Here is a 25,688-nt window from a genome sequence, read left to right as displayed (position 1 = left end):
CGCGCGGCGCGAGATCGTCGGGCGCCGGAATGGCTCGGCGCCCGACGGGCTCACCGATTTGCTTCGTCATATTCGCCTCAATTTGCGTAAAACGCTTTCGATCAACTTGCGTATAACTCAAAAAATTACATTTCGCGATGTTGACTGACCCGTTTTAGGTTGCGTAGATTTACGCCATAAGCCGATAAAATTAAATTCGATTAATCGTTTTTCTAACTAATTCACGGTGGCTGCTTAGTTAAAAGCGGACGTGCGTCGCTATTCGGCGACGCACGAGAGGACTATTTTTGCCGTTACCGCTGTCTCTAATTATTAAGATTTTGCATAAATATCCTGATATATCTGGATGTCTTTCAATTCTATTCAATTGGCTCAGGTTGCCACCGTCCACGAATTCCAACTGGTCTTTACTTACATGGAGGAGTGAAATGAAAATCGGAAGTTCGCCGGTCATCCCGTCGCTCATATGCCGCGAGACTCCACTCGACGGCATGCGGATGGGGCTTGTCGTGGGCATCATCGATTCCGACGCATCGATGTACGTCAATTACCTCGTTCAGACCGTGGAAGGCGCGAAGTATTGCACGCAAATGGATATCAGGCGCAGGCACAACCGAAATGCGCTGATGAGAATGGCGCTCGAATCCGGACGGCCGGTCATGGTCGTCGGCGGAATAAACAGTTATCTGAGATCTTCAGCCGTGGGCACGGATGGCCATGGCGTAGTCAAGTAGACCTTTCAGACGGAATATATAGGATGAGTCAGGTGAGAGACGATAATAAACCCAAAAATCTGCTGCTGGTTCAAGGCGGCATTCCACTCAAGGATGTGAGAGGCGGATTTCTCAGTCGCATTATCGATTCAAACGATCTGGAAAATGTCAATTACATTCTCAGGTCGGAAGACGGTACTCCATATTGCGGTCAGTTGAATATCGTCAGGCACGAAAACCGCAATAACCTGCTAATGATGGCGCTCGATTACGGCCTCCCCGTCGCGCTTTGCGGAGACGGCAACGGCAACATCACGGGACTCGCCGTCGCGCCCAGCAATTCGCCCATACCGTCCTTGAATTGCTCATTCCTCAAGCTTCAGGACAGCCGAACCGGAACGGTGATCAGAATCGTCGACAGAGACCCCGGGGCTGCGGTCAGCTATGTGCTGCAAACCGGCGATGGCTCGCGCTACTGCACGCAAATGTGGCCCAATAACGAGAACTACGACAACCGAAACAGTCTTTTCATGCTGGCGCTGAGGTCGAATATGGCGGTCACGGTAACGGGCGGAATACGCCACGAAGTGACGGCAATCGCGGTGGGATCGTAATATCTGCGGACGAGGCCCGCTCGTTGCGGCGAGCGGGCAGGCCGACTGCCGATTTCACGAGAACACAGGAGCAAGGACAAGCGTTATGACCATGAACATCGAATACGCCAGGACCGCGCCCGAACGCGCGGAGATCGACGCGCTTGGCGGTCCGACGGTCGTCGAGTTCGGGACCGACTGGTGCGGCTTCTGCCGCGCGGCGCAGCCGCTGATCGCGCAGGCGTTCCAGGGGCATGGCGCGGTGAAGCACATGAAGATCGAAGACGGCAGCGGCCGTCCGCTGGGCCGCTCGTTTCGCGTCAAGCTCTGGCCGACGCTCGTCTTCATGCTGAACGGCAAGGAAGTCGCGCGCCTCGTGCGTCCCGGCGACGTCTCCGAAATCCGCGACGCGCTCGCACTCATCGACGAGCCGCTTGCGCAATGAATTGGCACTAAGGGTTATCGCTTAGTCGATCGCTGCGCCGAAAACTTGTATGATGACCCGATGACTTTACGAGCGTCATCGAGCCGCATGTTCGAGAAGATTCCGCCGCGCGCCCTGAGCGATACGGTCGCGCAGCAATTGCAGCAGCAGATCGAGAAGGGCAGCTTCGCCAAGACCGGCAAGCTGCCGACCGAAGCCGTGCTCGCGCAGGAATTCGGCGTGAGCCGCACGGTGATCCGCGAGGCCATATCGAGGCTCAAGAACGAAGGCATGGTCGAGCCGCGCCAGGGTAGCGGCGTGTTCATCGTCGAGCGGGCGGGCATCAGGCCATTGCGCATCGATTACGCGCAGGCGGTCGAGCCTGGCGCGGTCGTGCAGATCCTCGCGCTGCGGCGGGCCATCGAAGCCGAGGTGGCTTCGGAAGCCGCGCTGCGCCGCACCGGCGAACAGATGGCCGCCATCGACGCCGCGCTCGCGCGCATCGACGCCGCGGTGCGGGAAGGCAAGGACGGCGTCGCGGAGGATGTCGCGTTTCATCGGGAAATCGCGAACGCCACCGGCAACCCGTACTTCCTGAGAACCCTCACGTTCCTGAACCAGTATCTCGAAGCCGGCACGCTCGTCACGCGCGGTAACGAGGCGCTGCGCGAGGACTTCATGCGACAGGTGCGCGAGGAGCACGCGGCGATCGTCGAGGCGATCCGCGCCGGCGACGCCGCCGCCGCGCGCAACGCCGCGCAGACACATCTCATCAACGCCGCGCGCCGTCTGGCGGAAGCGGGCATCTGCTAAACCTTTCCGAGCGAGAGAATCGACATGACGAGAAACGTGGGAGTCATCGGCCTGGGCGCAATGGGGCTGGGCGTCGCGCGCTCGCTGCTGCGCGCGGGCTTTGCCGTCCATGCATGCGACGTGCGCCAGCAAGTGCTCGACGCGTTCGCGGCCGAGGGCGGCGTCGCGTGCGCGTCGCCGGCTGAGCTGGGCGCCAGGTGCGAGGTCGTCCTGACGGTCGTCGTCAATGCCGCGCAGACCGAAGCCGTGCTGTTCGGGGAGAACGGCGCCGCTTCCGCGATGAAGCAAGGCAGCGCCGTGCTCGCCTGCGCGACGGTGTCGCCGCAATTCGCGGCGGAACTGGGCAAGCGTCTCGAAGAGAAGGGCGTGCTGATGCTCGACGCGCCCTTGTCCGGCGGCGCGGCCAAGGCCAATTCCGGCGAAATGACGATGATGACGTCCGGCCCCGCCGCAGCCTACGCCGCGTGCGAGGACGTGCTCGATGCGATCGCGGGGAAGGTCTATCGTCTGGGCGACGCGCACGGCGCGGGCTCGAAGGTCAAGATCATCAATCAGCTGCTGGCGGGCGTGCACATCGCGGCGGCGGCCGAAGCGATGGCGCTCGGCCTGCGCGAGGGTGTCGACCCCGACGCGCTCTACGACGTCATCACGCACAGCGCGGGCAACTCCTGGATGTTCGAGAACCGCGTGCCGCACATTCTCGCGGGCGATTACACGCCGCTCTCCGCGGTCGATATCTTCGTGAAGGATCTCGGGCTCGTGCTCGACACGGCCCGCACGACGAAATTCCCGTTGCCGCTGTCGGCGGCGGCGCATCAGATGTTCATGATGGCGTCCACCGCCGGCCACGGCGGCGAGGACGATTCCGCGGTCATCAAGATTTTTCCGGGGATCGAAGTCCCGAAGGGAGCGAAGTAATGGCGCAGGCACTGCTCGGCTGTATCGCCGACGATTTCACCGGCGCGACCGATCTCGCCAACATGCTCGTGCGCGGCGGCATGCGCACGGTGCAGACCATCGGCGTGCCGGCTGCCGGCGCGCAAATCGAAGCCGATGCGCTCGTCGTCGCGCTGAAGTCGCGCACGATTCCCGCCGCCGACGCCGTGCGCCAGTCGCTGGAAGCGCTCGAATGGCTGCGTGCGCAGGGCTGTCGCCAGTTCTTCTTCAAGTATTGCTCGACCTTCGATTCCACCGATGAAGGCAACATCGGCCCGGTCGCGGATGCTTTACTGGACGCGCTGAAGGACGATTTCACCATCGCCTGTCCCGCGTTTCCCGAGAACGGCCGCACGATCTATCGCGGCAACCTGTTCGTCGGCGACGTGCTGTTGAGCGAATCGGGCATGGAGAACCATCCGCTCACGCCGATGACCGATCCGAACCTCGTGCGCGTGCTGCAGCGTCAGACGAAATCGAAGGTCGGGCTGATTCGCTACGACACGATCGCGAAGGGGGCGGACGCGATCCGCGCGCGCATCGGCGAGCTGAGGAAGAACGGCGTGCGCCTCGCGATCGCGGATGCCGTGTCCGACGCCGATCTCTACGTGCTGGGCGAAGCGTGCCGCGACCTGGCGCTGATTACGGGCGGCTCGGGCATCGCGCTGGGCCTGCCGCAAAATTTCCGCGCGGCGAATCTGCTCGCGCATGCGGAGCACGCGGCGGATCTGCCGAAGATCGAAGGCAGGTCGGTGGTGCTGGCGGGCAGCGCATCGAAGGCGACGAATGCGCAGGTCGCGCACTGGCGTGAATCGAAGCCGAGCTTCCGCATCGATCCGATGGCGCTTGCGCGGGGCGAGCCGGTGGTGGCAAACGCCGTCGAATTCGCGCGCGAGCACTTCGGAAACGACGAAACCGTGCTGATCTACGCGACGTCGTCGCCGGACGAAGTGAAGGCGGTGCAGAAGGAACTGGGCGTCGAGAAGGCGGGGCATCTCGTCGAAGAGGCGCTCGCGTCGATCGCGCGCCGGATGCGGGACGAAGGCTGCGCCAGGTTCGTCGTCGCGGGCGGCGAGACGTCCGGCGCGGTGGTGCAGGCGCTCGGCGTGCAAACGCTGCGCATCGGGTCGCAGATCGACCCGGGCGTGCCGGCGACGCAATCGATCGGCACGAACGAAGAAGCGCCGCTCGCGCTCGCGCTGAAGTCCGGCAATTTCGGCGCGCCCGATTTCTTCGAGAAGGCGCTGAAGGCACTGTGATGGCATCGAACCCGAGCAACGAAAATCGCATCCGCGAGGAAATCTGCGTCACCGGCAGGAGCCTTTACGAGCGCCGCTACACGGTCGGCAGCGCGGGCAACATCAGCGCGCGCCTCGACGACGGCTGGCTCATCACCCCGACCGACGCGTGTCTCGGCCGCCTCGATCCGGCGGACATCGCGAAGGTGGATCGGCGGGGCAATCACGTATCGGGCGGACGGCCGTCGAAGACGCTTGCGCTGCATCGCCGCATCTACGAGAACAACGCTGAGGCGCGTGGTGTCGTGCATACGCATTCGACGCATCTCGTCGCGCTGACGCTCGCGGGTGTCTGGAAGAGCGAGGACGTATTGCCGCCGATCACGCCGTATTACGTGATGAAGGTCGGCCATGTGCCGCTGATCGCGTATCGACGTCCGGGCGACCCCACGGTCGCGGAGGAGGTTGCGGCGTTGGCGTCGAAGGTGCGCGCGGTTCTGCTGGAGCGCCTGGGGCCGGTAGTGTGGGAGAAATCGGTGTCGCACGCGAGTTACGCGCTGGAAGAACTGGAAGAGACGGCGCAGCTATATCTGTCGACGATGCCGCGCCCGGAACCTTTGTCGGAGGCGGCAATCGAGGACTTGAAAGCAACCTTCAACGCACGGTGGTAACACGAGAGACCGGACGGCGGCGCGCAGCGCTGTGCCGGAGCAATTTGGTGCTGAACCAGCGGGCTAAACGGACTAGCTCGTCAGACCGTGCGCGAGCCAAGCCGCGTGAGTCCTTTGAGGGCGACACTTAGGGGCTGGGTCACTCCGAACCATGACGACGCGCCCGCCTCAAGCACTCCGGGCCAAAAGCTGCTTTCTTTGGTCACTTTCTTTGCAGCAGCAAAGAAAGTGACTGCCGCCCCGCACAGGGGCAACACCAATAGTCCACTAAGAATTCAGGATTTCACAAAAAAACCAAATCAACCCGAAGGCAAAACAGAACCGAAACCGGAGCAGACGCAAATGCCGAAATTTGCCGCAAACCTGACGATGATGTACACGGAACACGCTTTCCTGGACCGTTTCGCCGCAGCGGCGAAGGACGGCTTCAAGGCGGTGGAGTTCCTGTTTCCGTATGACTTCGCCGCAGCCGACATCGCGGCGCGCCTGACCGACAACGGCCTGACGCAGGCGCTTTTCAATGCGCCTCCGGGCGACTGGGCGAAAGGCGAGCGCGGCATCGCCTCGCTGCCGGGCCGCGAGGAGGAGTTCAAGAAGGCCGTCGAAAAGGGCCTCGAATACGCCGCCGTGCTCGGCAACAAGAAGCTCCACGTGATGGCCGGCCTGATCGCGCCGGAGCAGCCGCGGGAGAAACATCGAGCGGTGTATCTGAAGAATCTGGAATACGCGACGAAGGAGGCGCAGAAAGCGGGCATCGGCATCGTGATCGAGCCGATCAACACGCGCGACATCCCGGGCTTCTTCCTGAACCGCCAGGACGACGCGCAAGCCATCTGCGACGAAATCGGTGCGCCGAATCTGCAGGTGCAGTTCGACATCTATCACTGCCAGATCGTCGAAGGCGACATTGCCGTGAAGCTGAAGCGCGACATGAAGCGCCCGAACGCGGGCATCGGGCATATCCAGATCGCGGGCGTGCCGGAGCGGCACGAGCCGAGCATCGGCGAGCTCAATTATCCGTATCTGTTCGACCTGATCGATTCGCTCGGCTACGAAGGCTGGATCGGCTGCGAATACAAGCCGAAGGCGGGCACATCCGAAGGACTCGGCTGGCTCAAACCGTACCTCTGAAAACACCTGGAACGAACCCCATGAAAATCCTGATCACGGGCGGCGCGGGCTTTCTCGGTCAGCGTCTCGCGAAACGCCTGCTCGAACGCAACGAGCTCGACGGCAAGCCGGTCACGGAACTCGTGCTGCTCGACGTGGCGCGTCCGAACGACGAACGTCTGCTCGGCGACGCGCGCGTGCGCGCCGAAACCGGCGACATTTCCGACCCCGCGGTGCTGCAGCGCCATATCGACCCGCAGACGGAAGCCATCTTCCATCTCGCCGCGATCGTGAGCGGCCAGGCCGAAGCGGACTTCGATCTCGGCATGAAGATCAATCTCGACGCCTCGCGCGCGCTGCTCGAAGCGTGCCGCGCGGCGGGACACAAGCCGCGCGTCGTGTTCACGAGCTCGGTCGCGGTGTACGGCGGCGCGCTGCCCGAGGTCGTGCAGGACGACACCGCGCTCAATCCGCAATCGTCGTACGGAACGCAGAAGGCGATCGCGGAACTGCTGCTCTCCGACTACTCGCGGCGCGGTTTCGTCGATGGCCGCGTGCTGCGCCTGCCGACCATCAGCGTGCGCCCGGGCAAGCCGAACGCGGCGGCGTCGTCGTTCGCGAGCGGCATCATCCGCGAGCCGCTGAACGGCGAGCGCTCCGTATGCCCCGTCGACGGCGACACGCGCCTCTGGCTGCTCTCGCCGAAGAGCGCGATCGAAGCGCTGATCGCGGGCTGCGAGATCGAGCGCGCGAAACTGGGCGACCGGCCGGTCATCAACCTGCCGGGCCTGTCGGTGAGCGTGAACGAGATGGTCGCCGCGCTGCGCGAAGTGGCGGGCGAGCAAGCCGTCGAGCGCATCGACTGGCAGCGCGACGAGCGTATCGAGAAAATCGTCTCGACCTGGCCGGGCGCGTGGAACACCGCGCGCGCGGAGCAACTGGGCCTGTCGGGCGACAGGAATTTCGCCGACGTGATCCGCGCCTATATCGCGGACCAACGCGCCTGATCCCACACTCTGTTCGTCGGAGCCTTCCCGCACCGGGCGTCGCGCGCGCGATGCCCGCGTCCCGCGCAGCGGTCATGCTTACGTTCGCATTTCCGGGCTAAACTTGTCTTCTGAATGTGACGAACGTCGGTCCGGCGCCGCGTGCACCGCGTTGAATCACGAGCGGTCGCAAGCTCGTTTCTCTCTCGCTTTCGTGCTTCTGCGCCTTGCGCCGCGTTTTTTTCGGCGCGCCTCGTCGTCCTGTGAACACCGATCCTTCCCGCGCGGGAGACTCCCATGTTGTTGCATCAGCTAGTCGATCGATTCGGCCCGGCGATCGTTTTCGTCAACGTGATGGGCTCGGCGCTCGGGCTGCCCGTGCCCGCGATGCCGACGATGATCGTCGTCGGCGCGTCCATCGCGTTGATGGCGGTCAACGGCAGCGCGTTCTGGCCGCCGCTCCTGGGCGTTCTGTGCGTCGCGGTGGCGGGCGGCGTGCTCGGCGATCTCGTCTGGTTCCAGGGCGGGCGCAAGTACGGCGACAAGACGCTCAAGACTATCTGCAAGCTGTCCCTTTCGCGCGATACCTGCGTCAAGAAGACCGAGCGCTTCTTCGGCCGCTGGGGCGTGCGCATTCTGCTTGTCGCGAAGTTCATCCCCGGGCTCTCGCTCGTCTCCGTGCCGCTCGCGGGCGCGATGGGCGTGAAGCTGCGCAGCTTCGTCGCGCACGACGGCGCGGGCGTCGCGCTGTGGGGCGCGGTCGGGCTGGGCGTCGGCATCATCTTCGCGGCGCAGCTGGAGATGGTGTTCGCGATGATCTCGCAGCTTGGCCGGCAGGCGGTGGTCGTCATCGCGGTGCTGCTCGCGATCTACGTCATGTACCGCTGGTGGCGCCGCCGCGCACTCATGGCGACGCTGGAGAAGGCGCGCATCAGCGTGGACGAGCTCTACGCGCTGATGAACAACGAGCCGCTGCCGGTGGTCTTCGACATCCGCTCGCCGGAAAAGCGCATGCTCGATCCGTTCGCGATTCCCGGCTCGCTTTTCGCCGACGAGCGCGATCTCGCCAACATCATCGAGAGCTACGACAAGTCGCGCAAGGTCATCATTTATTGCTCGTGTCCGAATGAAGTCTCGGCCGCGTGGATGGCAAAGACCATGCGCAACGCGGGCTTCGTGGACGTGGTGCCGCTCACGGGCGGACTGGACGCCTGGCGGCTCGCGGGTTTCCACGTCGCGCAACTGACCGAGTTCGGCGAGCTTGCGGCGACCACGCCCGAGGAAGTCGCGGAAATGGCGGCGATGTGCCCCTGGCAGGTGAAATCGGCGGCGCCGCCTGCGGGCCCGGCATCCATGCATGAAGCTGGTTTTCCACACGGAGATCGCGCATGAGCACCACCCCGAACGGCGAGTTTGGTCAAGGCCTGCCGAATGTCGTCCCATGGAACGCGGAGGAGCCTCTGGAGAATCCGAATCCGAACGTCGTGCCGACGCCCGCCGCTGCGCCCGTGACGACCGACGACAGCGCGCCATTCTCGCCGCTCGAAACGCGTGCGCACCAGATGTTCCCGCGCCTGACGGACAACGAGATCGAGCGCATGAGCCGCTTCGGCACGGCCGCGCACTGGCGCCAGGGCGAATGGGTGTTCCGAGTGGGCGAGACCGGGCGCGGCATGGTGATCGTGCTGAAGGGACTCGTGCGGGTGACGCGTCGCAATGCCCTTGGCCAGGAGCATCTCGTCGTCGAGCATGGGTCGGGGCATTTTCTGGCGGAGGTGGCGCAACTATCGGGCAAGCCGTGTCTCGTCGACGGCATGGCGGCGGAGGACGTCGACGGCATCGTGATTCCGCCGGAGCGCCTGCGCGCGCTGCTGGTCGCGGAAGCGGAACTGGGCGAGCGCATCATGCGGGCGCTGATCCTGCGGCGCGTCGGATTGATCGAGAAAGGCAGCGGCCCGGTGCTGCTCGGCCAGTCCGACGATGGCCGCCTCGTGTCGCTGCAAGGTTTTCTGCGGCGCAATGGCTATCCGCACACGGTGATCGATGCCTGCACCGATCCCGATGCGATCGCGCTGCTCGAGCGCATCTCGGCATCGACGTCCGATTTCCCGCTCGTGATCTGCCCGGACGGCACGGTGCTGCGCGCGCCTGACGAGAATCAGGTGGCGACGCAGCTTGGCTGGCTGCCGGAGTTCGATCCGAGCCATGTCTATGACGTCGCGATCGTGGGCGCGGGACCGGCCGGGCTGGCGACGGCGGTATATGCGGCATCCGAAGGGCTGTCGGTGGCGGTGTTCGATTGCCGCGCGCCGGGCGGGCAGGCGGGCGCGAGTGCGCGCATCGAGAACTATCTCGGGTTTCCGACGGGCATCTCCGGCCAGGCGCTTGCCGGGCGCGCGTTCGTGCAGGCGCAGAAGTTCGGCGCGCATATCGCGATTCCGACGAAGATCAAGGCGTTGCACTGCGATTGCAATCCGATTCAGATCGAGCTCGAGAATGGCGCGCGCGTGACCTCGCAGACGGTGGTGATCGCGTCGGGTGCGGCGTATCGGCGGCCGGGTATCGCCGGGCTCGAGCGATACGAAGGGCATGGCACGTATTACTGGGCTTCGCCGGTCGAGGCGAAGCTGTGCAAGAACTCGGAGGTCGTGCTCGTCGGCGGCGGCAATTCGGCGGGGCAGGCCGTGGTGTATCTGGCAACGCATGCGAAGCACGTGCATGTGCTGATTCGCGGGGCGGGACTCGGGGCGAGCATGTCGCACTATCTCGTGGAGCGGATCGGCTCACTGGCGAACGTCACGGTGCGCACGCATACGGAAATCACTTCGCTCGATGGCGATGGTCGCGCGCTCACTGCGGTCAACTGCAAGACGCCCGATGGGGCGATTACGATCGAGTCGCGGCATCTGTTTCTCTTTACCGGTGCGGATCCGAATACCGACTGGCTGCGCGATTGCAATGTGAATGTCGACGGCAAGGGTTTTGTGCTGACCGGCCCCGAGGCGCATGAAGGGCGCACCGTAGGTGTGATGGCGCTGGAGACGAGCGTGCCGGGGGTGTTTGCCATCGGTGATGTGCGGTCCAGTTCGACCAAGCGTGTCGCGGCTGCGGTGGGGGAGGGGGCTGCGGTCGTTGCGCAGATTCACGGGTTGTTGGCGAGGAAAGAGGGTTTGGCTGTGGGGTAGGGTTTGGGTCGTTTGCTTGTTTGCTTTGGCTTTTGCCGCCGGATCCCGTGATCGTGTCGGTCTATTAGCGTTGCCCCTGTGCGGGGCAACACTAATAGACCACCAAGAATTCAGGATTTCATGGAAACCCAAGCAAGCAAGCAAGCGAAACAAAAACCAACTCACCCACCCGGAAACCGCAATGAAAACTCGATCCACCCCTCCCGGGTACATTCGACCGACACATCGCCCCCATGCATCCTCATGATCGCCTGAACGATCGACAAACCGAGCCCGCTCGATTCCGTGAACTCGCTACGCGCCGCGTCCCCCCGATAGAACCGGTCGAACAGCCGCCCGAGCGCTTCCTCGCCGATGCTGGCGCCAAGCCGATTCCCGACGATCACAGTCGCTCCATCCGCATCCGCGCATCCCGTCAGGCGCACAACCGTATTCGCCGTCGCATAACGCACCGCATTCACCACCACATTCCCGATCGCTCTCCGGCACATGATTGCATTTGCAACCATCTCGCCCGTGGCATCGATCTCGAACGTGATGCGGCGCTCGTCGGCAATACCTTCGAAATATGCGCAGATGGCTTCGAGCTCGTCCCGAATGTCGAGCCGCTCACGCTCGATGCGCTGCTCGCCGTGATCCGCCTGCGCAAGAAAGAGAATGTTCTGCGCGATGCGCGCGAGCCGCTCCAGTTCCTCCAGATTCGATTCGAGCACGTTGCGATACTCCGCGACGCTGCGCTCATGCGCGAGCGTCACCTGCGTCTCGCCGATCAATACGCCAATCGGCGTGCGCAACTCATGCGCGAGATCGGCCGAGAATTGCAACAGACGCTCGTAGCCATTCTCGAGCCGGTCGAGCATCGCATTGAACGAAGCCGCGAGGCTCTGCAATTCGGCCGGCGCATGCGCGACGTCGAGCCGCGCGGAAAGACGATTCGGCGTGATTTCCGCAGCCTTGTCGGCCATCAGTCTGAGCGGCATGAGACCGCGGCTCGTGACCCACCAGGCGAGCAGCATCGCGACGAGCACCGCGCCGATCACCGTGATCCATACGCGCTCCAGATACGCCGACAACACGCGCGCCTCCTGCGTCATCACGTGCGCGGCGATGATCTCCACGACTTCGCCGTTGTCGCCGATGCGCGCCTGCGCGCCGACCCAGCGCATGCGCACGCCGTCCGCGCGCGAGCCTTCGTAGAGGTCGTCGAGCCCGATGGGCCGCGTCACCGGCACGATGGCAAGCGGCGGCAGCGGCATCTGTTCCGGATTGACGTTGATGAACGGAGTCGAGCCCGCGCGCCGGAAGAGGATCACGTCCTGCCGGTCGCCAAGCATCGTTTCGAAAAGCTTCGGCCGCGCCTCGATTTCGTTGATCGTGTAAAGGTCGTGCAGGAGCGAGCGGAAATGCTCGACGCGCCCGATCAGCTGATAGTCCGCACGCGTGGAAAGCGCGCGATTCGTCGCGTGATAGAGCGATGCGCCGACCATGCCGACCACGACGCATACGATCACGGCGAACGACAGCGCGATGCGTACCGCGAGCGAGCGCGAAGGCCGGTTCAAGGATTCTCCCCGAACGAATAGCCGATGCTGCGCACCGTGTGAATCAGCTTGAGCTCGAACGGGTTGTCGATCTTCGCGCGCAGGCGCTTCACCGCGACATCGACCACGTTGGTGTCGCTGTCGAAGTTCATGTCCCACACTTCCGATGCGATCAGCGTGCGCGACAGTGCCTCGCCCTGATGCTTGCAGAACAGATGCAGCAGCGCGAACTCCTTGTTCGTGAGCGCGATGTCGATGCCCTTGCGCGTCACCTTGCGGCGCAGGACATCCACGTGCAGATCGGCGATCTGGAACGTATCCGATTCGCGCATCACGCCGCGCCGCAACAGCGTGCGGATGCGCAGCACCAGTTCCGTGAAGGAGAAGGGCTTGACGAGGTAATCGTCCGCGCCGAGCTCCAGACCGTGGATGCGGTCCGTGACGTGATCGCGCGCGGTGAGAAAAATGACGGGCAGGTCACGTTTCGCGCGCAACGCGGCCATCACCTGCCATCCGTCGATGCCGGGCAGCATCACGTCGAGCACGATCAGCTCATACGGGTTGGCGAGCGCCTGATGCAGTCCATCCGTGCCGTTGCGCACGAGATCGACCTGATAGCCGGACTCGATGAGCCCTTTTTTCAGGTAGTCGCCGGTCTTGCGGTCGTCTTCGATAACGAGGATGGTCATGCTGGCGCCACGTGAATTGCATTGGCGACATTCTAGCCAGAGCGCGTTCATCCCTTGCCAAAGATGACAAAAAAGTCATCGAGAGGTCATCGATCGATCAGAGCCGCATCGCTACCATGCGAAGCGTTTCGCTTTCAACCATCGTGAGGCAAGACGTGCAAGGACGATCGCTTCATACGGTCCAGCCGCTATGGCTGCGCATCACGCACTGGCTCAACGCGTTCGCCGTGTTGATCATGGTGACGAGCGGCTGGCAGATCTACAACGCATCGCCGATCTTCAAGTCCTTTACCTTCTCGCCCGCGATCACGCTCGGCGGCTGGCTCGGCGGCGCGCTGCAATGGCATTTCGCGGCGATGTGGCTGCTGGTCGCGAACTTCATCGTGTATCTCGTGATGAACGTGATCACGGGTCGCTTTCGCCGCCGCATGTTTCCGCTGTCCATCAAGCGCATCTTCACCGACGCCTTCGCCGCATTGCGCGGCAAGCTCGGCCACGACGATCTCACGCATTACAACGCCGTACAGAAGTTCGCGTATCTCGCGGTGATTGCGGACATCTCGATCGTGATTCTCTCGGGGCTCGCCGTGTGGAAGTCCGTGCAGTGCCCCTTGCTTCGCACGCTGATGGGCGGCTACGACGACGCCCGCATCGTGCATTTCTTCGGCATGAGCTTTCTGGTGGCGTTCTTCGTGGTGCACGTCGCGATGGTCGCACTCGTGCCGCGCTCGCTCGTGTTGATGATCCGAGGCCGCTGATCCATGTCGCTCAAGTCATTCAAATCGAGACCCGACGCCGAACTCATCGTCAAGGACGCGGCCAGGGAATTAAAAGCCCCCGCGCGTCGTTGGTTCGGCAAGCGCATTCTTTCGCTCGGAGGCCTCGCGATGCTGTCCGGCTGCAATATCACCGACGACAAATCGGTCAATGCGATGCTGCGCCGCATCTCGTTCTTCAACGACGACGTGCAGGCGCTTCTCTTCGATCCGAACAAGCTCGCGCCGACCTACCCCGAATCGATGATCACGCGGCCGTTCCCCTTCAACGCGTTCTATGACATCGACGAAGTGCCGGAAGTCGATCCGTCGACTTACAAGCTGGAGATCGGCGGCCTCGTGAAAGGCAAGCGCGTCTGGACGCTCGACGAACTGCACGCGATGCCGCAGGAGAGCCAGGTGACGCGGCATATCTGCATCGAAGGCTGGAGCGCGATCGGCAAGTGGGGCGGCGTGCGCTTTGCGCATTTCCTCGCGCGCGCGGGCGCCGACACGAACGCGAAATATGTGGCCTTTCATTGCGCCGACAACTACTCGACGAGCATCGACATGCCGACCGCGCTGCACGCGCAGACGCTGCTCACGCTCACCTACGACGGCCAGATCCTGCCGCCGAAGTACGGCTTTCCAATGAAGCTGCGCATGCCGACCAAGCTCGGCTACAAGAACCCGAAGCACATCGTCGCGATCAGCGTGACGAACGAATACCCGGGCGGCTATTGGGAGAACCAGGGCTACAACTGGTTCGGCGGGTCTTAAGCATCAGGTTTGCTTCACGTTCAACACTCAGGTCCCGTACCACAAGGAGAATGACATGTCGTTCCGCACGAAACTCGGCGTCAGCATCGTGACGCTCGCACTCGCTTCCGCCGCCTTCGCCCAGACGCCCGCCGCCAAGCCGGCGCGCATTCGCGGCGATATCGTGTCGCTGTCGGGCGATACGCTCACCGTGCATCGCCGCAGCGGCGATACCGTGAAGATCGCCGTCAAACCGGAAACGCCCGTCACGGCGCTGAAGAACATCAAGCTGCAGGACATCAAGCCGGGCTCGTTCGTCGGGACCGCGGCGACCACGGGCACGGACGGCAAGCTCACCGCGACCGAAGTGCTGGTGTTCCCGGAATCCGCGCGCGGCACGGGCGAAGGCCACTATGCATGGGACCTCGGCCCGAAGAGCTCGATGACCAACGCGAACGTCGATCAGGTCGTGCAAGGCACGAGCGGCCGCGATCTGAAGCTCTCGTACAAGGGCGGCTCGAACTCGGTGACCGTGCCCGAGAACGTGCCTGTCGTGACCTTCGCGCCCGCGTCGCACGACGACCTGAAGCCGGGCAAGAAGGTGTTCGTCGTCGCGAGCCCGGCGGGCTCGGACTTCGCGGCGCAGCGTATCGTCGTGGAGAAGGATGGCGTCGCGCCGCCGATGTAAGCGGCCACGTTTCGAAGGCAATGCGGCGCCCGCCGGGATCGTCCCGGCGGGCGCCTCTCATTCGAGCGTCGTGCGGATGTGCCTGACGTTCGATACGGTGTCGTCGAAACGCGCGGTTCCGAGCTTGCGCTTCATGCGCCGCGTGATCTCCGAGCTGACCGCGCCGATGCGCTTCATCATCGCGTGCGCGGAATCAGTGGGATGAATGGCGGATTCGCGCCCGTCGCTCTCCGTGGACCAGCGCTCCACGAAGCCGAGCTTTTGCAGGCCGTCGAGCGTGCGCGTGGCCGTGGGACGCGAAATGGCCAGCGTATCCGCGAGCCTGCCTTGGAGCAGTCCGGGATGTTCGACGATCGCGCGCAGCATGAATGCCTGCGACGGCGTGAGTCCGAACGGCTTGAACGCTTTTGACCACTCGCGCTCGAGCGTGCGCGCGAGCGCTGTCGTGTTGAAGTAAAGGCATTGGTCGAACATGCGGTTCATCATAATGTCGGGTAATTCGCTCTGCAACTATCGATTGAACATGGCGCGTATCAGCAGATTTTACGCGTTCGCGATAACATGACCGTTTGCGCCATTTGATTTTGCGAAACGCAACGCCACTCGTAAGGAGACATGCATGAGCAGCACTCGTTCCGATCTTCCCGCTTATCCGAATACTCAGCTCTATATCGATGGCGCCTGGCGCGGCGGCTCGCGCGACACCGCCGTCATCAATCCGGCCAGCGAGGCCGAGATCGGCCGTCTCGCGCTTGCCGGCGAAGCGGAACTCGCGCTCGCGGCGGATGCGGCCGCGCGCGGCTTCAAGGAATGGCGCAAGGTATCGCCCTACGAGCGCAGCAAGCTGATGCGGCGCGCGGCGCAGAACATTCGCGATCGCGCGGAGCAGATCGCCGCCATCATGACGATGGAGCAGGGCAAGCCGCTCGGCGAAGCGCGCATCGAAACGCTTTCGGCCGCGGACATCATCGAATGGTTCGCGGAAGAAGGTCGCCGCACCTATGGCCGCGTGATTCCGTCGCGCTCGGGGGCCGTGCGCCAGATCGTCACCCGCGAGCCGGTCGGTCCGGTCGCCGCGTTCACGCCGTGGAATTTCCCGATCAATCAGGCGGTGCGCAAGGTGTCGGCGGCGCTTGCGTCGGGCTGCTCGGTCGTGCTGAAAGGCCCCGAGGAAACGCCCGCGAGCTGCGCGGCGCTCGTGCAGGCCTATGTCGATGCGGGCCTGCCCGCCGGCGTGCTGAATCTCGTGTTCGGCGTGCCCGCCGACGTCTCGAAGTATCTGATCGCGCATCCCGCGATCCGCAAGATTTCGTTCACGGGCTCGACGCCGGTCGGCAAGCTGCTCGCCTCGCTCGCGGGCGAGCACATGAAACGCGCGACGATGGAACTGGGCGGACACGCCCCCGCCATCGTGTTCAAGGATGCCGATATTCCGCGCGCCGCGAAGATGCTCGCCTCGGCGAAGTTCCGCAATGCCGGCCAGGTATGCATATCGCCGACACGGTTCCTCGTCGAGGAAGCCGCCTATGACGAGTTCGTGCAGCACTTCGTCGCGACCGCGAGCGCGGTGAAGGTCGGCAACGGTCTCGACGACGGTGTGCAGATGGGTCCGCTCGCCAACGGCCGCCGTCTGGAAGCGATGGAGCGCCTCGTCGCCGATGCGCGCGAGCACGGCGCGAAGGTGCGGACGGGCGGCGAGCGCATCGGACGCGAAGGCTACTTCTTCGCGCCGACCGTGCTCACCGATGTGCCGAAGAGCGCGCGCATCATGACCGAAGAGCCGTTCGGCCCGATCGCGCCGATCGCATCGTTCAAGTCGTATGACGAAGTGATCGCGGAGGCGAATCGTCTGCCTTATGGGCTCGCGGCGTATGCATACACGAGCTCGGCGGCGACGTCGGCGGCGGTGTGTGACGACATCGAGAGCGGCATGGTGTCGATCAACCACCACGGTCTCGCGCTGCCCGAAACGCCGTTCGGCGGCGTCAAGGATTCGGGTTATGGCTCGGAGGGCGGCAGCGAGGCGATGGACGCGTATCTCGTCACGAAGTTCGTGACGGAGCATCGTTGATTCGAAAGCGCATTTAGCGCGCCGATATGGGCGGTCTCCTGGAGGCCGCCCATTTCTTTAATCTTTTTAATGATAAGGATGTCGAAGTTAAATAATCGAATCGAAAGCCGTACATCGCGCCTTTGAATGGCGGGGGCAAGCATCGCGCAATAAGTGCCAGTTTCAAGAGTGTAACCACGTAACGCGCGGAAAAATCCATGTAGCCGAATTGCCAGCTTCGGTCTCCAGGATGTCATCGAGACGCGAGTTTTCTCCTCGCCCAATGCATGGAGAACCGAATGCTAAGCCCTCACGAAATTTCCACGCTCCTGCTGGTCCAGCGCTCGCCCCATCAAGTCGAAGTATTCGGACAGCATGCGGCGCGCCTTCGGCAGGAAGCGCTCGTCGAGATCGCACGGTTGCCGAGCGGCGTGCCGATGCCGCTCCTCACGCCGAAAGGACAGGACATGCTCAAAAGGCTCGATGCCCTGTGGAAGCTTCGTTCGAACGGAATCGACGAAAGCGACGAAAGCGACGAAAGCGAATAGGTCGAGCGCTTCCCCGTTTGCGGGCGTATTCTGTGTTTCGTTTCGTACACACGGAGCCCGCAAGTGACTCAATCGAAGCAATTGACCGTCGCGCTGCTCGGCGCGGGCAGCATGGGATCGGCTGTCGGCCAAACCTTGACGCAAGGCGGCGCGCGCGTGCTGACCACGCTCGAAGGCCGCAGCGCCGCAAGCGCCTCGCGTGCGCGCGAGGCGGGCATGGAAGACGCAAGCCTCGAAAGCCTGGCGGCATGCGATTTCATTCTGTCGATCGTGCCGCCCGCGGTCGCGGTCGAATCGGCCGAGCGCATCGCGTCCGTACTCGCGCGTGCGGAGGGCAATCCGGTCTACGTCGATTGCAACGCGATCAACCCAGACACCGTCAAAAAGATCGCGCGCGCGCTTGAACCGACCGGCACGCCTTTCGTCGATGGCGCGATCATCGGGTTGCCGTCCGCGCCGAAGTTCTATATGTCGGGACCGCATGCGGCGCACACGCGACAGCTCGCCGATGGCGGCCTTGTCGTTCGCGTGCTCGACGGACCGGTGGGCGCAGCCTCCGCGCTCAAGATGTCGTATGCGGGCATCACGAAGGGGCTGGCGGCGATCGCCTCGGCCATGTCGCTCGCCGCGATGCGCAACGGCGCGGGCGATGCGCTCCTCGACGAGCTCGCGGAGAGTCAGCCCGCGCTGGCCGCCTGGCTCGCGGCCAATGTGCCGCGCATGCCGCCGAAGGCGTATCGCTGGCTCGCGGAGATGGAAGAGATCGCGCAGTTCATCGGCGGCGAATTCGCCGAGCATCGCATTTACGAAGGCGCCGCGGGACTTTACGCGCGGCTCGCGAGCGACAGGGACGCGACCGATGCGCTCGAACGCTTCTTCAACGAACGCGGCAAATGAGCGGGATCATGCGCGCGCGGCAACGGCTTCCTTCATATACTCGAAGAAGCGCGTCGCGCGCCGGTCGCCCGCATAGGCCGAGTTGATGCGCACCCAAGGACACGCTTCGCCGTTCGGGCGATAGTAGCTGCCGGGCGCGAGCGTCACGCCGAACTTCACCGCTTCCTCGACGAGCACGGCCGAATCCTCTATGCCCGGCACTTTTGCCCAGACGAAGTTCCCGCCGCCCGGCTCGTCGAACACGTCCCAGCCGTAGCTCTCGAGCGTTTGCACCGCGCTCGACAGCGAGTCGCGCACGCGCTTGCGCAGCCGCTCCAGATACTTGCGATACGTGCCGCGCTCGAGCAGGCTCGCCGCGACGCTTTCCGCGAAGCGCGTGCCGCCGAGGCTCGTCAGCACCTTCACGTCGACGAGATTCTTCACGAGCTCGCGATTCGCCACGAGATAGCCGATGCGCAGCGACGACGACAAGGTCTTCGACAAGCCGCCCACGTAGATCACGCGATCGAGCTGATCGAGCGAGGCGAGCCGTTGCGTCGGCACGGCCTGGAAGTCGGCGTAGATATCGTCCTCGACGATGGTGAAGCCGTGCTGCGTCGCCAGTTGCAGCAGCTTGAACGCGACCTGCGGCGCGATGTTGGTCGCGGTCGGGTTCTGGAACACGGTATTGAGGAAAAAGAGCTTCGGCTGATGCTGCTTGAGCAACGCCTCGGCGACGTCGATATCGGGGCCGTTCGCGAGCCGCGGCACGCCGACGAGTCGTACGCCTTGAAGTTTCAAGAGACCGAACAGGTTGTAGTAGCCGGGATCCTCGACGAACACCGTATCGCCCGGCTTCAGCATGTAACGCACGACGAGATCGAGCGCCTGGCTCGCGCCGCTCGTGATCATCACGTTCGGCAGATCGGTGTCGATGCCGAGCGCGTTCACGCGCATCACGACCTGCTGGCGCAGCGTGGTGTCGCCATGGGGAATCGCGTAGTCGATCACGCTCGGCACGTCGACGCGCGACGCCTGACGGATCGCCTGCGTCAGACCATCCACGTCGCGCCACGCCTCGGGGATGAAGCCGCTCGACAGTTTGAGCGTCTCGCCTGGGTAGTTGAACTGCTGAAGGATCTGGTTCGATTCCTCTTCGGCGAGGCGCGGATCGCAGTTGCCCGCATTGCTGTCGCGTTCGTCGACGTGATTCGCCACATAGAAACCTGAACCGTGCCTGGGCTGGATGAGCCCGCGTGAAGCCAGGCGGTCGTAGGCTTCGATCACGGGAAACCGGCTGATGCGCTGCTCGGCGGCGAGCTGGCGGATCGACGGCAGCTTCGCGCCCGCGAGCACGCGGCGCGAGCGGATCATCGCCTCGATCTGGCGGACGATCTGCTCGGTCAGGGGCACGCCGGTGCCGCCGTCGATGTGGAGCGGAAGTGCATTCATGGTGTTCGAGGTGTTCAGTCGGAAAGAGTGAACAGTTGGATTTTGCTGTTCGCCGGTGTTTCGAGCTCATTCGAACTCATCTGAAAACCGCCGTCAAGCCTGTCCGAATGGCTATTTGCGCTTTTCGCGATGCGCGCGCCTCTGATACTCGCATGCGAACTGTTCAGTAAATTTAGCTTAACAGTTTCTTTGCAAGTGTGCAGAAGTGTTCATTCAAGCTGTTCGGGATCGGTCGAATAATAGGCTCAACGGCTGCGTACAGGTGTTCATCGCGCAGCCTCCCGACTAAGCGAATTTGAGGAGCGGCATCATGCGTGAAATTCGGACTTTCGAACTCGACCGGCGCGATGCGCCGACAGGCTGGTTCATCGACCGGCAGCAAATCCTGCGCGTCACGCGCGGGCAGATCTGGCTGACCATCGAAGGCGAGGCGGACGATCACTGGCTGGACGCGGGCGCGTCCGTCGAATTGAAGCCTTTTACGACGATCTGGGTCAGCGGTGCGCAGGACGAGAGCCGTTTCTCGCTGGCGTCGGCCTCGACGCATGCGCGGACCTTGAGCGAGATCGCGCGCGCGTGGTTGGCGCGCCGCACGCCGTCGCCCCACATCGCGATTTCGAAGGCGTAGGGACGAAAAAAAACCCGGCCATGGCCGGGTCCAATGTTCCCGCGCTCTTGCGAGCGCGGTCACCTGCAAAACTACTTTCCAGCGCTTAGGCCGCGAGCAGCGAGCGCAGCACGAACGGCAGAATCCCGCCGTGCTTGTAGTAGTCGACTTCGATCGGCGTGTCGATGCGCAGCAGCACCTGCACGCGATCTTCCTTGCCGTCCTTGCGATGGATCACGAGCGTGACTTCCTGCTGCGGCTTGAAGTCGTCGCCGAGACCTTCGATGTCGTACGTCTCTTCGCCCGTGATGTTGAGCGACTGCACGCTGTCCGAGCCCTTGAACTGCAGCGGCAGCACGCCCATGCCGACGAGGTTCGAACGGTGGATGCGCTCGAAGCTGCGCGCGACCACGGCCTTCACGCCGAGCAGTTGCGTGCCCTTCGCCGCCCAGTCGCGCGACGAACCCGTGCCGTACTCTTCACCCGCGAAGATGACGGTTTGCGTGCCCGCGTCGATGTACTTCATCGCGGCGTCGTAGATCGACAGCTGCTCGCCGCTCGGCTGGTGAATCGTCAGGCCGCCTTCGACGCGCGTGCCGTCGGCCTTCGCCGGGATCATCAGGTTCTTGATGCGCACGTTCGCGAAGGTGCCGCGCATCATCACGTCGTGGTTGCCGCGGCGCGAGCCGTAGCTGTTGAAGTCGGCCTTCTGCACGCCGTTCGCCTTCAGCCACACGCCCGCCGGCGACGTTTCCTTGATCGAGCCCGCCGGGCTGATGTGGTCGGTCGTGACCGAGTCGCCGAAGATGCCGAGCGCGCGCGCGCCCTTCACAGCCGGAATCGAATCGGCCGGCTTCATCGAGAAGTCCTTGCCGAAGAACGGCGGCTCCGCGATGTAGGTCGACTTCGGCCAGTCATAGACCTGACCGGTTTCGCCCGCGATCTTGCTCCACAGGTCGCCTTCCTTCGTGAGCTGTGAGTAGTTCTCGCGGAACGCCTTCGCGTCAAGCGCGTACTTGAGTAGCGCGTGGACTTCTTCGCTCGTCGGCCAGATGTCGCCGAGGTAGATGTCGCGGCCGTCCTTGCCCTTGCCGACCGGCTCGGTCATCAGGTCGCGCGTGATGTTGCCCGCGATCGCGTAGGCGACGACGAGCGGCGGCGAAGCCAGGAAGTTCGCGCGGATGTTCGGGTGAATGCGCGCTTCGAAGTTACGGTTGCCCGACAGCACCGCTGCCGCGACGATGTCGTTCTTCGTGATGGCGTCGTTCAGTTCCGGCGTCAGATCGCCCGCGTTACCGATACAGGTCGTGCAGCCGTAAGCGGCGAGCGTGAAGCCGAGCTTGTCGAGATACGGCAGCAGGCCCGTTTTCGTCAGATACTCGGTGACGATGCGCGATCCCGGCGCCAGCGACGTCTTGATGTGCGGCGCCACCGTCAGACCGGCCTCGACCGCTTTCTTCGCCAGCAGGCCGGCTGCGAGCAGCACGCTCGGGTTCGACGTGTTCGTGCACGAAGTGATCGCGGCGATCAGCACGTCGCCGTTCTTCACGTTGATGCCATCAGCCGTCTTGTAGTTCGCTTCCAGTTCGGCGGGCTTCTTCGCGAAGCCGTTTTCGCCGACCGGCTTCGAGAACAGGTCGGTGAAGGTGCTCTTCACGTTGCCGATCTCGATGCGGTCTTGCGGGCGCTTCGGACCCGCGAGCGACGGCGCGACCGTGCCCAGATCCAGCGTGAGCGTCTTGGTGTAGTCGATATCGCCGGCCTTCGGCACGCCCCACAGCTTCTGCGCCTTGAAGTAGTTTTCGAAGGCGGCGATTTCCGCGTCGGTGCGGCCCGTGCCCTTGAAGTAGTCGATGGTCTTTTCGTCGACCGGGAAGAAGCCCATCGTCGCGCCGTACTCGGGCGCCATGTTGCCGATGGTCGCGCGGTCCGGCACCGCGATCGACGCCGTGCCTTCGCCGAAGAACTCGACGAACTTGCCGACGACCTTCTCCTTGCGCAGCATTTCGGTGATCGTGAGCACGAGGTCGGTTGCCGTGCAGCCTTCGCGCAGCTTGCCCTTCAGCTCGACGCCGACCACGTCCGGCGTGAGGAAGTACACCGGCTGGCCGAGCATGCCCGCTTCCGCCTCGATGCCGCCCACGCCCCAGCCCACCACGCCGATGCCGTTGATCATCGTCGTGTGGCTGTCCGTGCCGACGAGCGTGTCCGGGTAGTAGACAGTGTCCTTGCCTTCGGTCTTCTTGTGCACGCCGCGTGCGAGGTACTCCAGGTTCACCTGGTGCACGATGCCGACGCCCGGCGGCACGACCTTGAACGTGTCGAATGCCTGCATGCCCCACTTCATGAACTGGTAGCGCTCGTTGTTGCGCTGGAATTCCAGTTTCATGTTCAGGTCGAGCGCGTTCGGCTCGCGGAAGTGGTCGATCTGCACCGAGTGATCGACGACGAGGTCCACCGGCACGAGCGGCTCGATCGCCTTCGGATCCTTGCCCGAGCGCTTCGCGACGCCGCGCATTGCGGCGATGTCGGCGAGCAGCGGCACGCCGGTGAAGTCCTGCAGCACGACGCGCGCGACGACGAACGGGATTTCGTCGACGCGGGACGCGTTCGGCTTCCAGTTCGCGAGTTGCTCGATGTGCTCCTCGGAGATCTTCTTGCCGTCGTAGTTGCGCAGCACCGATTCGAGCACCAGCCGGATCGAAACCGGCAGGCGCTGGATCTTGACCTTCAGCGCGTCGCCGAGTTGCGGCAGCGAGTAGAACTTGCCTTTGCCGGAACCGCTGTCGAATTCCTTGAGCGTGTTGTGGAGATTGTGGGCCATGGTTATTTTCCTTGGACTAAGACGAGGAAATTGCTTCGCTAAATCACGTACAGATCGACGTATTCATTGACCGGCATCGCTTCGAGCTTTGCCTGATCGAGCGATACCGCGAGGATCGCTTGCTGTTGCTTCTGCGGGAAGCGGCGCGCCAGGTTCGTCCTGAACTTCTCGACGAGCAGCGGAATGCCGTCCGCGCGGCGGCGCTTGTGACCGATCGGATATTCGACCGCGATCTCATCGAGCTTGCTGCCATCGTTGAATTCGACGGTCAGCGCGTTGGCGATCGAGCGTTTGTCCGGATCGTGATAATCCTTCGTGTACTGCGGGTCTTCGACGCATTCCATCTTGTCGCGCAATGCGTCGATGCGCGGGTCTTGCGCAATCGAGTCTTCGTAATCGGCGGCGGTCAGCCGGCCGAAGATCAGCGGCACCGCGATCATGTACTGGATGCAGTGATCGCGGTCCGCCGGGTTGTTCAGCGGCCCCTTCTTGTCGATGATGCGAATCGCCGCTTCGTGCGTGCGAATCGTGATCTTCCTGATGTCTTCGACGGACTTGCCGGCTTCCTTGAGCTTGTCGTGCAGGGTCATCGCCGCTTCGACCGCGGTCTGCGAGTGGAATTCGGCGGGGAACGAGATCTTGAAGAGCACGTTCTCCATCACGTACGAGCCATACGGACGCTGGAACTTGAATTCGTTGCCCTTGAAGAGCACGTCGTAGAAGCCCCAGGTCTTGGCGCTCAGCACGGACGGATAGCCCATTTCGCCGGTCCTGGCGATCAGCGCGAGACGCACGGCGCGTGAGGTGGCGTCGCCCGCGGCCCACGACTTGCGCGAGCCGGTGTTCGGCGCATGGCGGTATGTGCGCAGCGAATGGCCATCGACGAAGGCAAGCGACACCGCGTTGATGAGCTCATCGCGCGTGAGGCCGATCATCTGCCCGACGACTGCGGTCGACGCGAGCTTCACGAGCAGCACGTGATCGAGCCCGACCTTGTTGAACGAGTTCTCGAGCGCGATGCAGCCTTGAATTTCGTGCGCCTTGACCATCGCGATCAAGACGTCTTTCATGGCGAGCGGCTTCTTGCCGGAGGCGATCGCGTTGCGCGAAAGCCAGTCGGCGGTGGCGAGAATGCCGCCCAGGTTATCCGACGGATGGCCCCATTCGGCGGCGAGCCAGGTGTCGTTGAAGTCGAGCCAGCGGATCATCGCGCCGATGTTGAAGGCGGCCTGAACCGGGTCGAGCTGAAACTGGGTGCCGGGCACCTTCGCGCCGTTGGGGACGATCGTGCCGGGCACGATCGGTCCCATCAGCTTGGTGCAGGCGGGGTAGGAGAGGGCTTCGAGTCCGCAGCCGAGCGTGTCGATCAGGCAGTTGCGCGCCGTTTCGAGCGCAAGCGTGCTCTCGACGCGGTAATTGAGGACATAGTCGGCTATGTCGTCGAGTACCTTGTCCGGATCGGGCCGGACGTTGGAGATCGGTGCGGACATCGATGGATTCCTGATTTAAGTGCCGAGCTAACTTATTCCGCAGGCTTGATCAGCGCGTTCGACTGCGTGGGAGCCACGCCGCCGGCAGCCATTTCGGCCGTCATGCACTCGTCCGCGAGGCGCGACGAGTCCTTGTCGGAGAACAGCATCGCCTTCGACGGGATGACGACGAGGTCCATGCCCGATGCCGAGTCGTGGAAACGGTCCGCGCCGGTCGTCGTGTCCTGACGCGGCAGGCGGTAGTCCTTCTTGGCCCAGTTCACGGTGACGATGGTGTCACGTTTCATGTCGCCTTTCAGGTAGAAAGCGTTGCCGTCCTTGCACGACCACTTCACTGCACCTTCGGGGATCGGATCGGTCTTGGCCGCCGCGGCCGCTTCGGCCTTGGGGCTGCGCTTGATCAGACGGCGTGCCGGAGCGGGGCGTTTGGCCTTCGCCGCGCTGGCACCGGTGGCGGCTGCCGCCGCGAAGGCGTCGGCGCTGACGAAGACGCTCGTCGTAGCCAGCGTGCCGGCGATTGCAGCGATCAGAAGTTTATTCATCGAAAAAACCTTTCAAAAACATTAGGGTTGAGTGACGTTTGCCGCGCGGGTGGACTTCTTCCTCGTAAAATCCGACAGCGCAGCCCGCTATTTTCGCTTATTTAGCGGCGTGAACTTCAAATTCTCCGGACCGGTGTAATTCGCGCTCGGCCGGATGATCTTGTTGTCGATGCGCTGCTCGATGATGTGCGCGCTCCA

At 63.4% G+C, this 25,688-nt stretch carries 25 protein-coding genes; 18 read left to right on the top strand and 7 right to left on the bottom strand.

Annotated features, from left to right (window positions below; translation table 11 throughout):
- The first annotated feature begins 428 nt into the window (after positions 1 to 428).
- From AWB83_RS29380 to AWB83_RS29330, 11 genes are all read left to right on the top strand, one after another.
- Positions 429 to 734 carry a hypothetical protein gene (locus AWB83_RS29380; RefSeq protein WP_087049142.1) on the top strand — a complete coding sequence of 102 codons (306 nt, stop codon included), beginning with the start codon at positions 429 to 431 and terminating at the stop codon, positions 732 to 734.
- Between the two features lie 23 nt (positions 735 to 757).
- Entirely contained in the window at positions 758 to 1,327 is a 570-nt protein-coding gene (locus AWB83_RS29375; protein WP_087049141.1) for a hypothetical protein, read from the top strand.
- A gap of 85 nt (positions 1,328 to 1,412) precedes the next feature.
- Positions 1,413 to 1,751, top strand: a complete 339-nt coding sequence (locus AWB83_RS29370) for a thioredoxin family protein (protein WP_087049140.1) — start codon at positions 1,413 to 1,415, stop codon at positions 1,749 to 1,751.
- Between the two features lie 87 nt (positions 1,752 to 1,838).
- On the top strand, positions 1,839 to 2,543 hold the full coding sequence (locus AWB83_RS29365) for a FadR/GntR family transcriptional regulator (protein ID WP_087049139.1): 705 nt from the start codon (positions 1,839 to 1,841) through the stop codon (positions 2,541 to 2,543).
- 24 nt (positions 2,544 to 2,567) lie between these two features.
- Positions 2,568 to 3,461 (top strand): L-threonate dehydrogenase, encoded by an 894-nt coding sequence (gene ltnD, locus AWB83_RS29360; RefSeq protein WP_087049138.1) that lies wholly within the window; start codon positions 2,568 to 2,570, stop codon positions 3,459 to 3,461.
- Positions 3,461 to 4,738: a 3-oxo-tetronate kinase gene (otnK, locus tag AWB83_RS29355; protein ID WP_087049137.1), complete on the top strand. Its 1,278-nt coding sequence runs from the start codon at positions 3,461 to 3,463 to the stop codon at positions 4,736 to 4,738. The genes ltnD and otnK overlap by 1 nt, the downstream gene beginning before the upstream one ends.
- Entirely contained in the window at positions 4,738 to 5,388 is a 651-nt protein-coding gene (otnC, locus tag AWB83_RS29350; RefSeq protein ID WP_087049136.1) for a 3-oxo-tetronate 4-phosphate decarboxylase, read from the top strand. The genes otnK and otnC overlap by 1 nt, the downstream gene beginning before the upstream one ends.
- Positions 5,389 to 5,730: 342 nt before the next feature.
- Positions 5,731 to 6,519, top strand: a complete 789-nt coding sequence (gene otnI, locus AWB83_RS29345) for a 2-oxo-tetronate isomerase (protein WP_087049135.1) — start codon at positions 5,731 to 5,733, stop codon at positions 6,517 to 6,519.
- 20 nt (positions 6,520 to 6,539) lie between these two features.
- Positions 6,540 to 7,505 carry a D-erythronate dehydrogenase gene (gene denD, locus AWB83_RS29340; RefSeq protein ID WP_087049134.1) on the top strand — a complete coding sequence of 322 codons (966 nt, stop codon included), beginning with the start codon at positions 6,540 to 6,542 and terminating at the stop codon, positions 7,503 to 7,505.
- 279 nt (positions 7,506 to 7,784) lie between these two features.
- On the top strand, positions 7,785 to 8,876 hold the full coding sequence (locus AWB83_RS29335) for a DedA family protein/thiosulfate sulfurtransferase GlpE (protein ID WP_244197925.1): 1,092 nt from the start codon (positions 7,785 to 7,787) through the stop codon (positions 8,874 to 8,876).
- A complete protein-coding gene (locus AWB83_RS29330; RefSeq protein ID WP_087049132.1) occupies positions 8,873 to 10,669 on the top strand; it encodes an FAD-dependent oxidoreductase in 1,797 nt (598 codons plus the stop codon). The genes AWB83_RS29335 and AWB83_RS29330 overlap by 4 nt, the downstream gene beginning before the upstream one ends.
- Positions 10,670 to 10,830: 161 nt before the next feature.
- On the opposite strand, the gene AWB83_RS29325 is transcribed toward AWB83_RS29330, so the two are convergent.
- Together AWB83_RS29325 and AWB83_RS29320 are read right to left on the bottom strand one after the other, a co-directional pair.
- Positions 10,831 to 12,231, bottom strand: a complete 1,401-nt coding sequence (locus tag AWB83_RS29325; RefSeq protein ID WP_087049131.1) for a heavy metal sensor histidine kinase — start codon at positions 12,229 to 12,231, stop codon at positions 10,831 to 10,833.
- A complete protein-coding gene (locus AWB83_RS29320; RefSeq protein WP_087049130.1) occupies positions 12,228 to 12,899 on the bottom strand; it encodes a heavy metal response regulator transcription factor in 672 nt (223 codons plus the stop codon). The genes AWB83_RS29325 and AWB83_RS29320 overlap by 4 nt, the downstream gene beginning before the upstream one ends.
- Before the next feature lie 116 nt (positions 12,900 to 13,015).
- Here AWB83_RS29320 and AWB83_RS29315 point away from each other — a divergent pair, with 116 nt between their 5' ends.
- The 3 genes from AWB83_RS29315 to AWB83_RS29305 are packed head-to-tail and all read left to right on the top strand — an operon-like array spanning position 13,016 to position 15,101.
- The gene (locus tag AWB83_RS29315; protein WP_087049129.1) at positions 13,016 to 13,657 is read left to right on the top strand and encodes a cytochrome b/b6 domain-containing protein; all 642 of its coding nucleotides are present in this window, start codon (positions 13,016 to 13,018) and stop codon (positions 13,655 to 13,657) included.
- Between the two features lie 3 nt (positions 13,658 to 13,660).
- On the top strand, positions 13,661 to 14,434 hold the full coding sequence (locus AWB83_RS29310) for a molybdopterin-dependent oxidoreductase (RefSeq protein ID WP_087049128.1): 774 nt from the start codon (positions 13,661 to 13,663) through the stop codon (positions 14,432 to 14,434).
- Positions 14,435 to 14,489: 55 nt separating this feature from the next.
- Positions 14,490 to 15,101 (top strand): hypothetical protein, encoded by a 612-nt coding sequence (locus AWB83_RS29305; RefSeq protein ID WP_087049127.1) that lies wholly within the window; start codon positions 14,490 to 14,492, stop codon positions 15,099 to 15,101.
- Between the two features lie 57 nt (positions 15,102 to 15,158).
- Here the strand turns inward: AWB83_RS29305 and AWB83_RS29300 are convergent, their stop codons facing one another.
- A complete protein-coding gene (locus tag AWB83_RS29300; protein WP_087049175.1) occupies positions 15,159 to 15,575 on the bottom strand; it encodes a MarR family winged helix-turn-helix transcriptional regulator in 417 nt (138 codons plus the stop codon).
- A 145-nt stretch (positions 15,576 to 15,720) separates the two neighbouring features.
- On the opposite strand from AWB83_RS29300, the gene AWB83_RS29295 reads away from it, so the two are divergent.
- The 3 genes from AWB83_RS29295 to AWB83_RS29285 all read left to right on the top strand — a co-directional run bounded on the left by AWB83_RS29295 (position 15,721) and on the right by AWB83_RS29285 (position 18,596).
- Positions 15,721 to 17,172, top strand: a complete 1,452-nt coding sequence (locus AWB83_RS29295) for an NAD-dependent succinate-semialdehyde dehydrogenase (RefSeq protein ID WP_087049126.1) — start codon at positions 15,721 to 15,723, stop codon at positions 17,170 to 17,172.
- A gap of 278 nt (positions 17,173 to 17,450) precedes the next feature.
- On the top strand, positions 17,451 to 17,699 hold the full coding sequence (locus AWB83_RS29290) for a hypothetical protein (protein WP_143750123.1): 249 nt from the start codon (positions 17,451 to 17,453) through the stop codon (positions 17,697 to 17,699).
- A gap of 63 nt (positions 17,700 to 17,762) precedes the next feature.
- Positions 17,763 to 18,596 (top strand): NAD(P)-dependent oxidoreductase, encoded by an 834-nt coding sequence (locus AWB83_RS29285; RefSeq protein ID WP_087049124.1) that lies wholly within the window; start codon positions 17,763 to 17,765, stop codon positions 18,594 to 18,596.
- Positions 18,597 to 18,602: 6 nt separating this feature from the next.
- Here AWB83_RS29285 and AWB83_RS29280 read toward each other — a convergent pair whose 3' ends face one another.
- Positions 18,603 to 20,027 (bottom strand): aminotransferase-like domain-containing protein, encoded by a 1,425-nt coding sequence (locus AWB83_RS29280; protein ID WP_087049123.1) that lies wholly within the window; start codon positions 20,025 to 20,027, stop codon positions 18,603 to 18,605.
- 310 nt (positions 20,028 to 20,337) lie between these two features.
- Here AWB83_RS29280 and AWB83_RS29275 point away from each other — a divergent pair, with 310 nt between their 5' ends.
- On the top strand, positions 20,338 to 20,655 hold the full coding sequence (locus tag AWB83_RS29275; protein WP_087049122.1) for a DUF2917 domain-containing protein: 318 nt from the start codon (positions 20,338 to 20,340) through the stop codon (positions 20,653 to 20,655).
- Positions 20,656 to 20,740: 85 nt separating this feature from the next.
- Here AWB83_RS29275 and acnA read toward each other — a convergent pair whose 3' ends face one another.
- Genes acnA through AWB83_RS29260 form a run of 3 tightly spaced genes read right to left on the bottom strand, consistent with a single transcriptional unit; the run spans position 20,741 to position 25,490 of the window.
- Complete coding sequence (gene acnA, locus AWB83_RS29270) at positions 20,741 to 23,458, bottom strand: aconitate hydratase AcnA (RefSeq protein ID WP_087049121.1); 2,718 nt, start codon at positions 23,456 to 23,458, stop codon at positions 20,741 to 20,743.
- Positions 23,459 to 23,496: 38 nt separating this feature from the next.
- Positions 23,497 to 24,948, bottom strand: a complete 1,452-nt coding sequence (locus AWB83_RS29265) for a bifunctional 2-methylcitrate dehydratase/aconitate hydratase (RefSeq protein ID WP_087049120.1) — start codon at positions 24,946 to 24,948, stop codon at positions 23,497 to 23,499.
- A gap of 32 nt (positions 24,949 to 24,980) precedes the next feature.
- The gene (locus tag AWB83_RS29260; protein ID WP_087049119.1) at positions 24,981 to 25,490 is read right to left on the bottom strand and encodes a hypothetical protein; all 510 of its coding nucleotides are present in this window, start codon (positions 25,488 to 25,490) and stop codon (positions 24,981 to 24,983) included.
- Positions 25,491 to 25,688: the final 198 nt, after the last annotated feature.

The organism is Caballeronia ptereochthonis (assembly GCF_001545075.1).
Lineage (GTDB): Bacteria > Pseudomonadota > Gammaproteobacteria > Burkholderiales > Burkholderiaceae > Caballeronia > Caballeronia ptereochthonis.
Note: the sequence above shows the minus strand (reverse complement) of the source record. Positions and strands in the feature narration are given on the sequence as shown.

Excerpts from the sequence above, each read along its gene's own strand:
- AWB83_RS29300 (WP_087049175.1), bottom strand. The coding sequence starts at position 15,575 with ATGTTCGACCAATGCCTTTACTTCAACACGACAGCGCTCGCGCGCACG.
- AWB83_RS29305 (WP_087049127.1), top strand. The coding sequence starts at position 14,490 with ATGTCGTTCCGCACGAAACTCGGCGTCAGCATCGTGACGCTCGCACTC.
- AWB83_RS29365 (WP_087049139.1), top strand. The coding sequence starts at position 1,839 with ATGTTCGAGAAGATTCCGCCGCGCGCCCTGAGCGATACGGTCGCGCAG.
- AWB83_RS29295 (WP_087049126.1), top strand. The coding sequence starts at position 15,721 with ATGAGCAGCACTCGTTCCGATCTTCCCGCTTATCCGAATACTCAGCTC.
- AWB83_RS29290 (WP_143750123.1), top strand. The coding sequence starts at position 17,451 with ATGCTAAGCCCTCACGAAATTTCCACGCTCCTGCTGGTCCAGCGCTCG.
- AWB83_RS29310 (WP_087049128.1), top strand. The coding sequence starts at position 13,661 with ATGTCGCTCAAGTCATTCAAATCGAGACCCGACGCCGAACTCATCGTC.
- AWB83_RS29370 (WP_087049140.1), top strand. The coding sequence starts at position 1,413 with ATGACCATGAACATCGAATACGCCAGGACCGCGCCCGAACGCGCGGAG.
- AWB83_RS29265 (WP_087049120.1), bottom strand. The coding sequence starts at position 24,948 with ATGTCCGCACCGATCTCCAACGTCCGGCCCGATCCGGACAAGGTACTC.
- AWB83_RS29315 (WP_087049129.1), top strand. The coding sequence starts at position 13,016 with ATGCGAAGCGTTTCGCTTTCAACCATCGTGAGGCAAGACGTGCAAGGA.
- AWB83_RS29280 (WP_087049123.1), bottom strand. The coding sequence starts at position 20,027 with ATGAATGCACTTCCGCTCCACATCGACGGCGGCACCGGCGTGCCCCTG.
- denD (WP_087049134.1), top strand. The coding sequence starts at position 6,540 with ATGAAAATCCTGATCACGGGCGGCGCGGGCTTTCTCGGTCAGCGTCTC.
- AWB83_RS29330 (WP_087049132.1), top strand. The coding sequence starts at position 8,873 with ATGAGCACCACCCCGAACGGCGAGTTTGGTCAAGGCCTGCCGAATGTC.
- AWB83_RS29275 (WP_087049122.1), top strand. The coding sequence starts at position 20,338 with ATGCGTGAAATTCGGACTTTCGAACTCGACCGGCGCGATGCGCCGACA.
- AWB83_RS29375 (WP_087049141.1), top strand. The coding sequence starts at position 758 with ATGAGTCAGGTGAGAGACGATAATAAACCCAAAAATCTGCTGCTGGTT.
- ltnD (WP_087049138.1), top strand. The coding sequence starts at position 2,568 with ATGACGAGAAACGTGGGAGTCATCGGCCTGGGCGCAATGGGGCTGGGC.
- AWB83_RS29260 (WP_087049119.1), bottom strand. The coding sequence starts at position 25,490 with ATGAATAAACTTCTGATCGCTGCAATCGCCGGCACGCTGGCTACGACG.
- AWB83_RS29320 (WP_087049130.1), bottom strand. The coding sequence starts at position 12,899 with ATGACCATCCTCGTTATCGAAGACGACCGCAAGACCGGCGACTACCTG.
- otnK (WP_087049137.1), top strand. The coding sequence starts at position 3,461 with ATGGCGCAGGCACTGCTCGGCTGTATCGCCGACGATTTCACCGGCGCG.
- otnC (WP_087049136.1), top strand. The coding sequence starts at position 4,738 with ATGGCATCGAACCCGAGCAACGAAAATCGCATCCGCGAGGAAATCTGC.
- otnI (WP_087049135.1), top strand. The coding sequence starts at position 5,731 with ATGCCGAAATTTGCCGCAAACCTGACGATGATGTACACGGAACACGCT.
- AWB83_RS29380 (WP_087049142.1), top strand. The coding sequence starts at position 429 with ATGAAAATCGGAAGTTCGCCGGTCATCCCGTCGCTCATATGCCGCGAG.
- acnA (WP_087049121.1), bottom strand. The coding sequence starts at position 23,458 with ATGGCCCACAATCTCCACAACACGCTCAAGGAATTCGACAGCGGTTCC.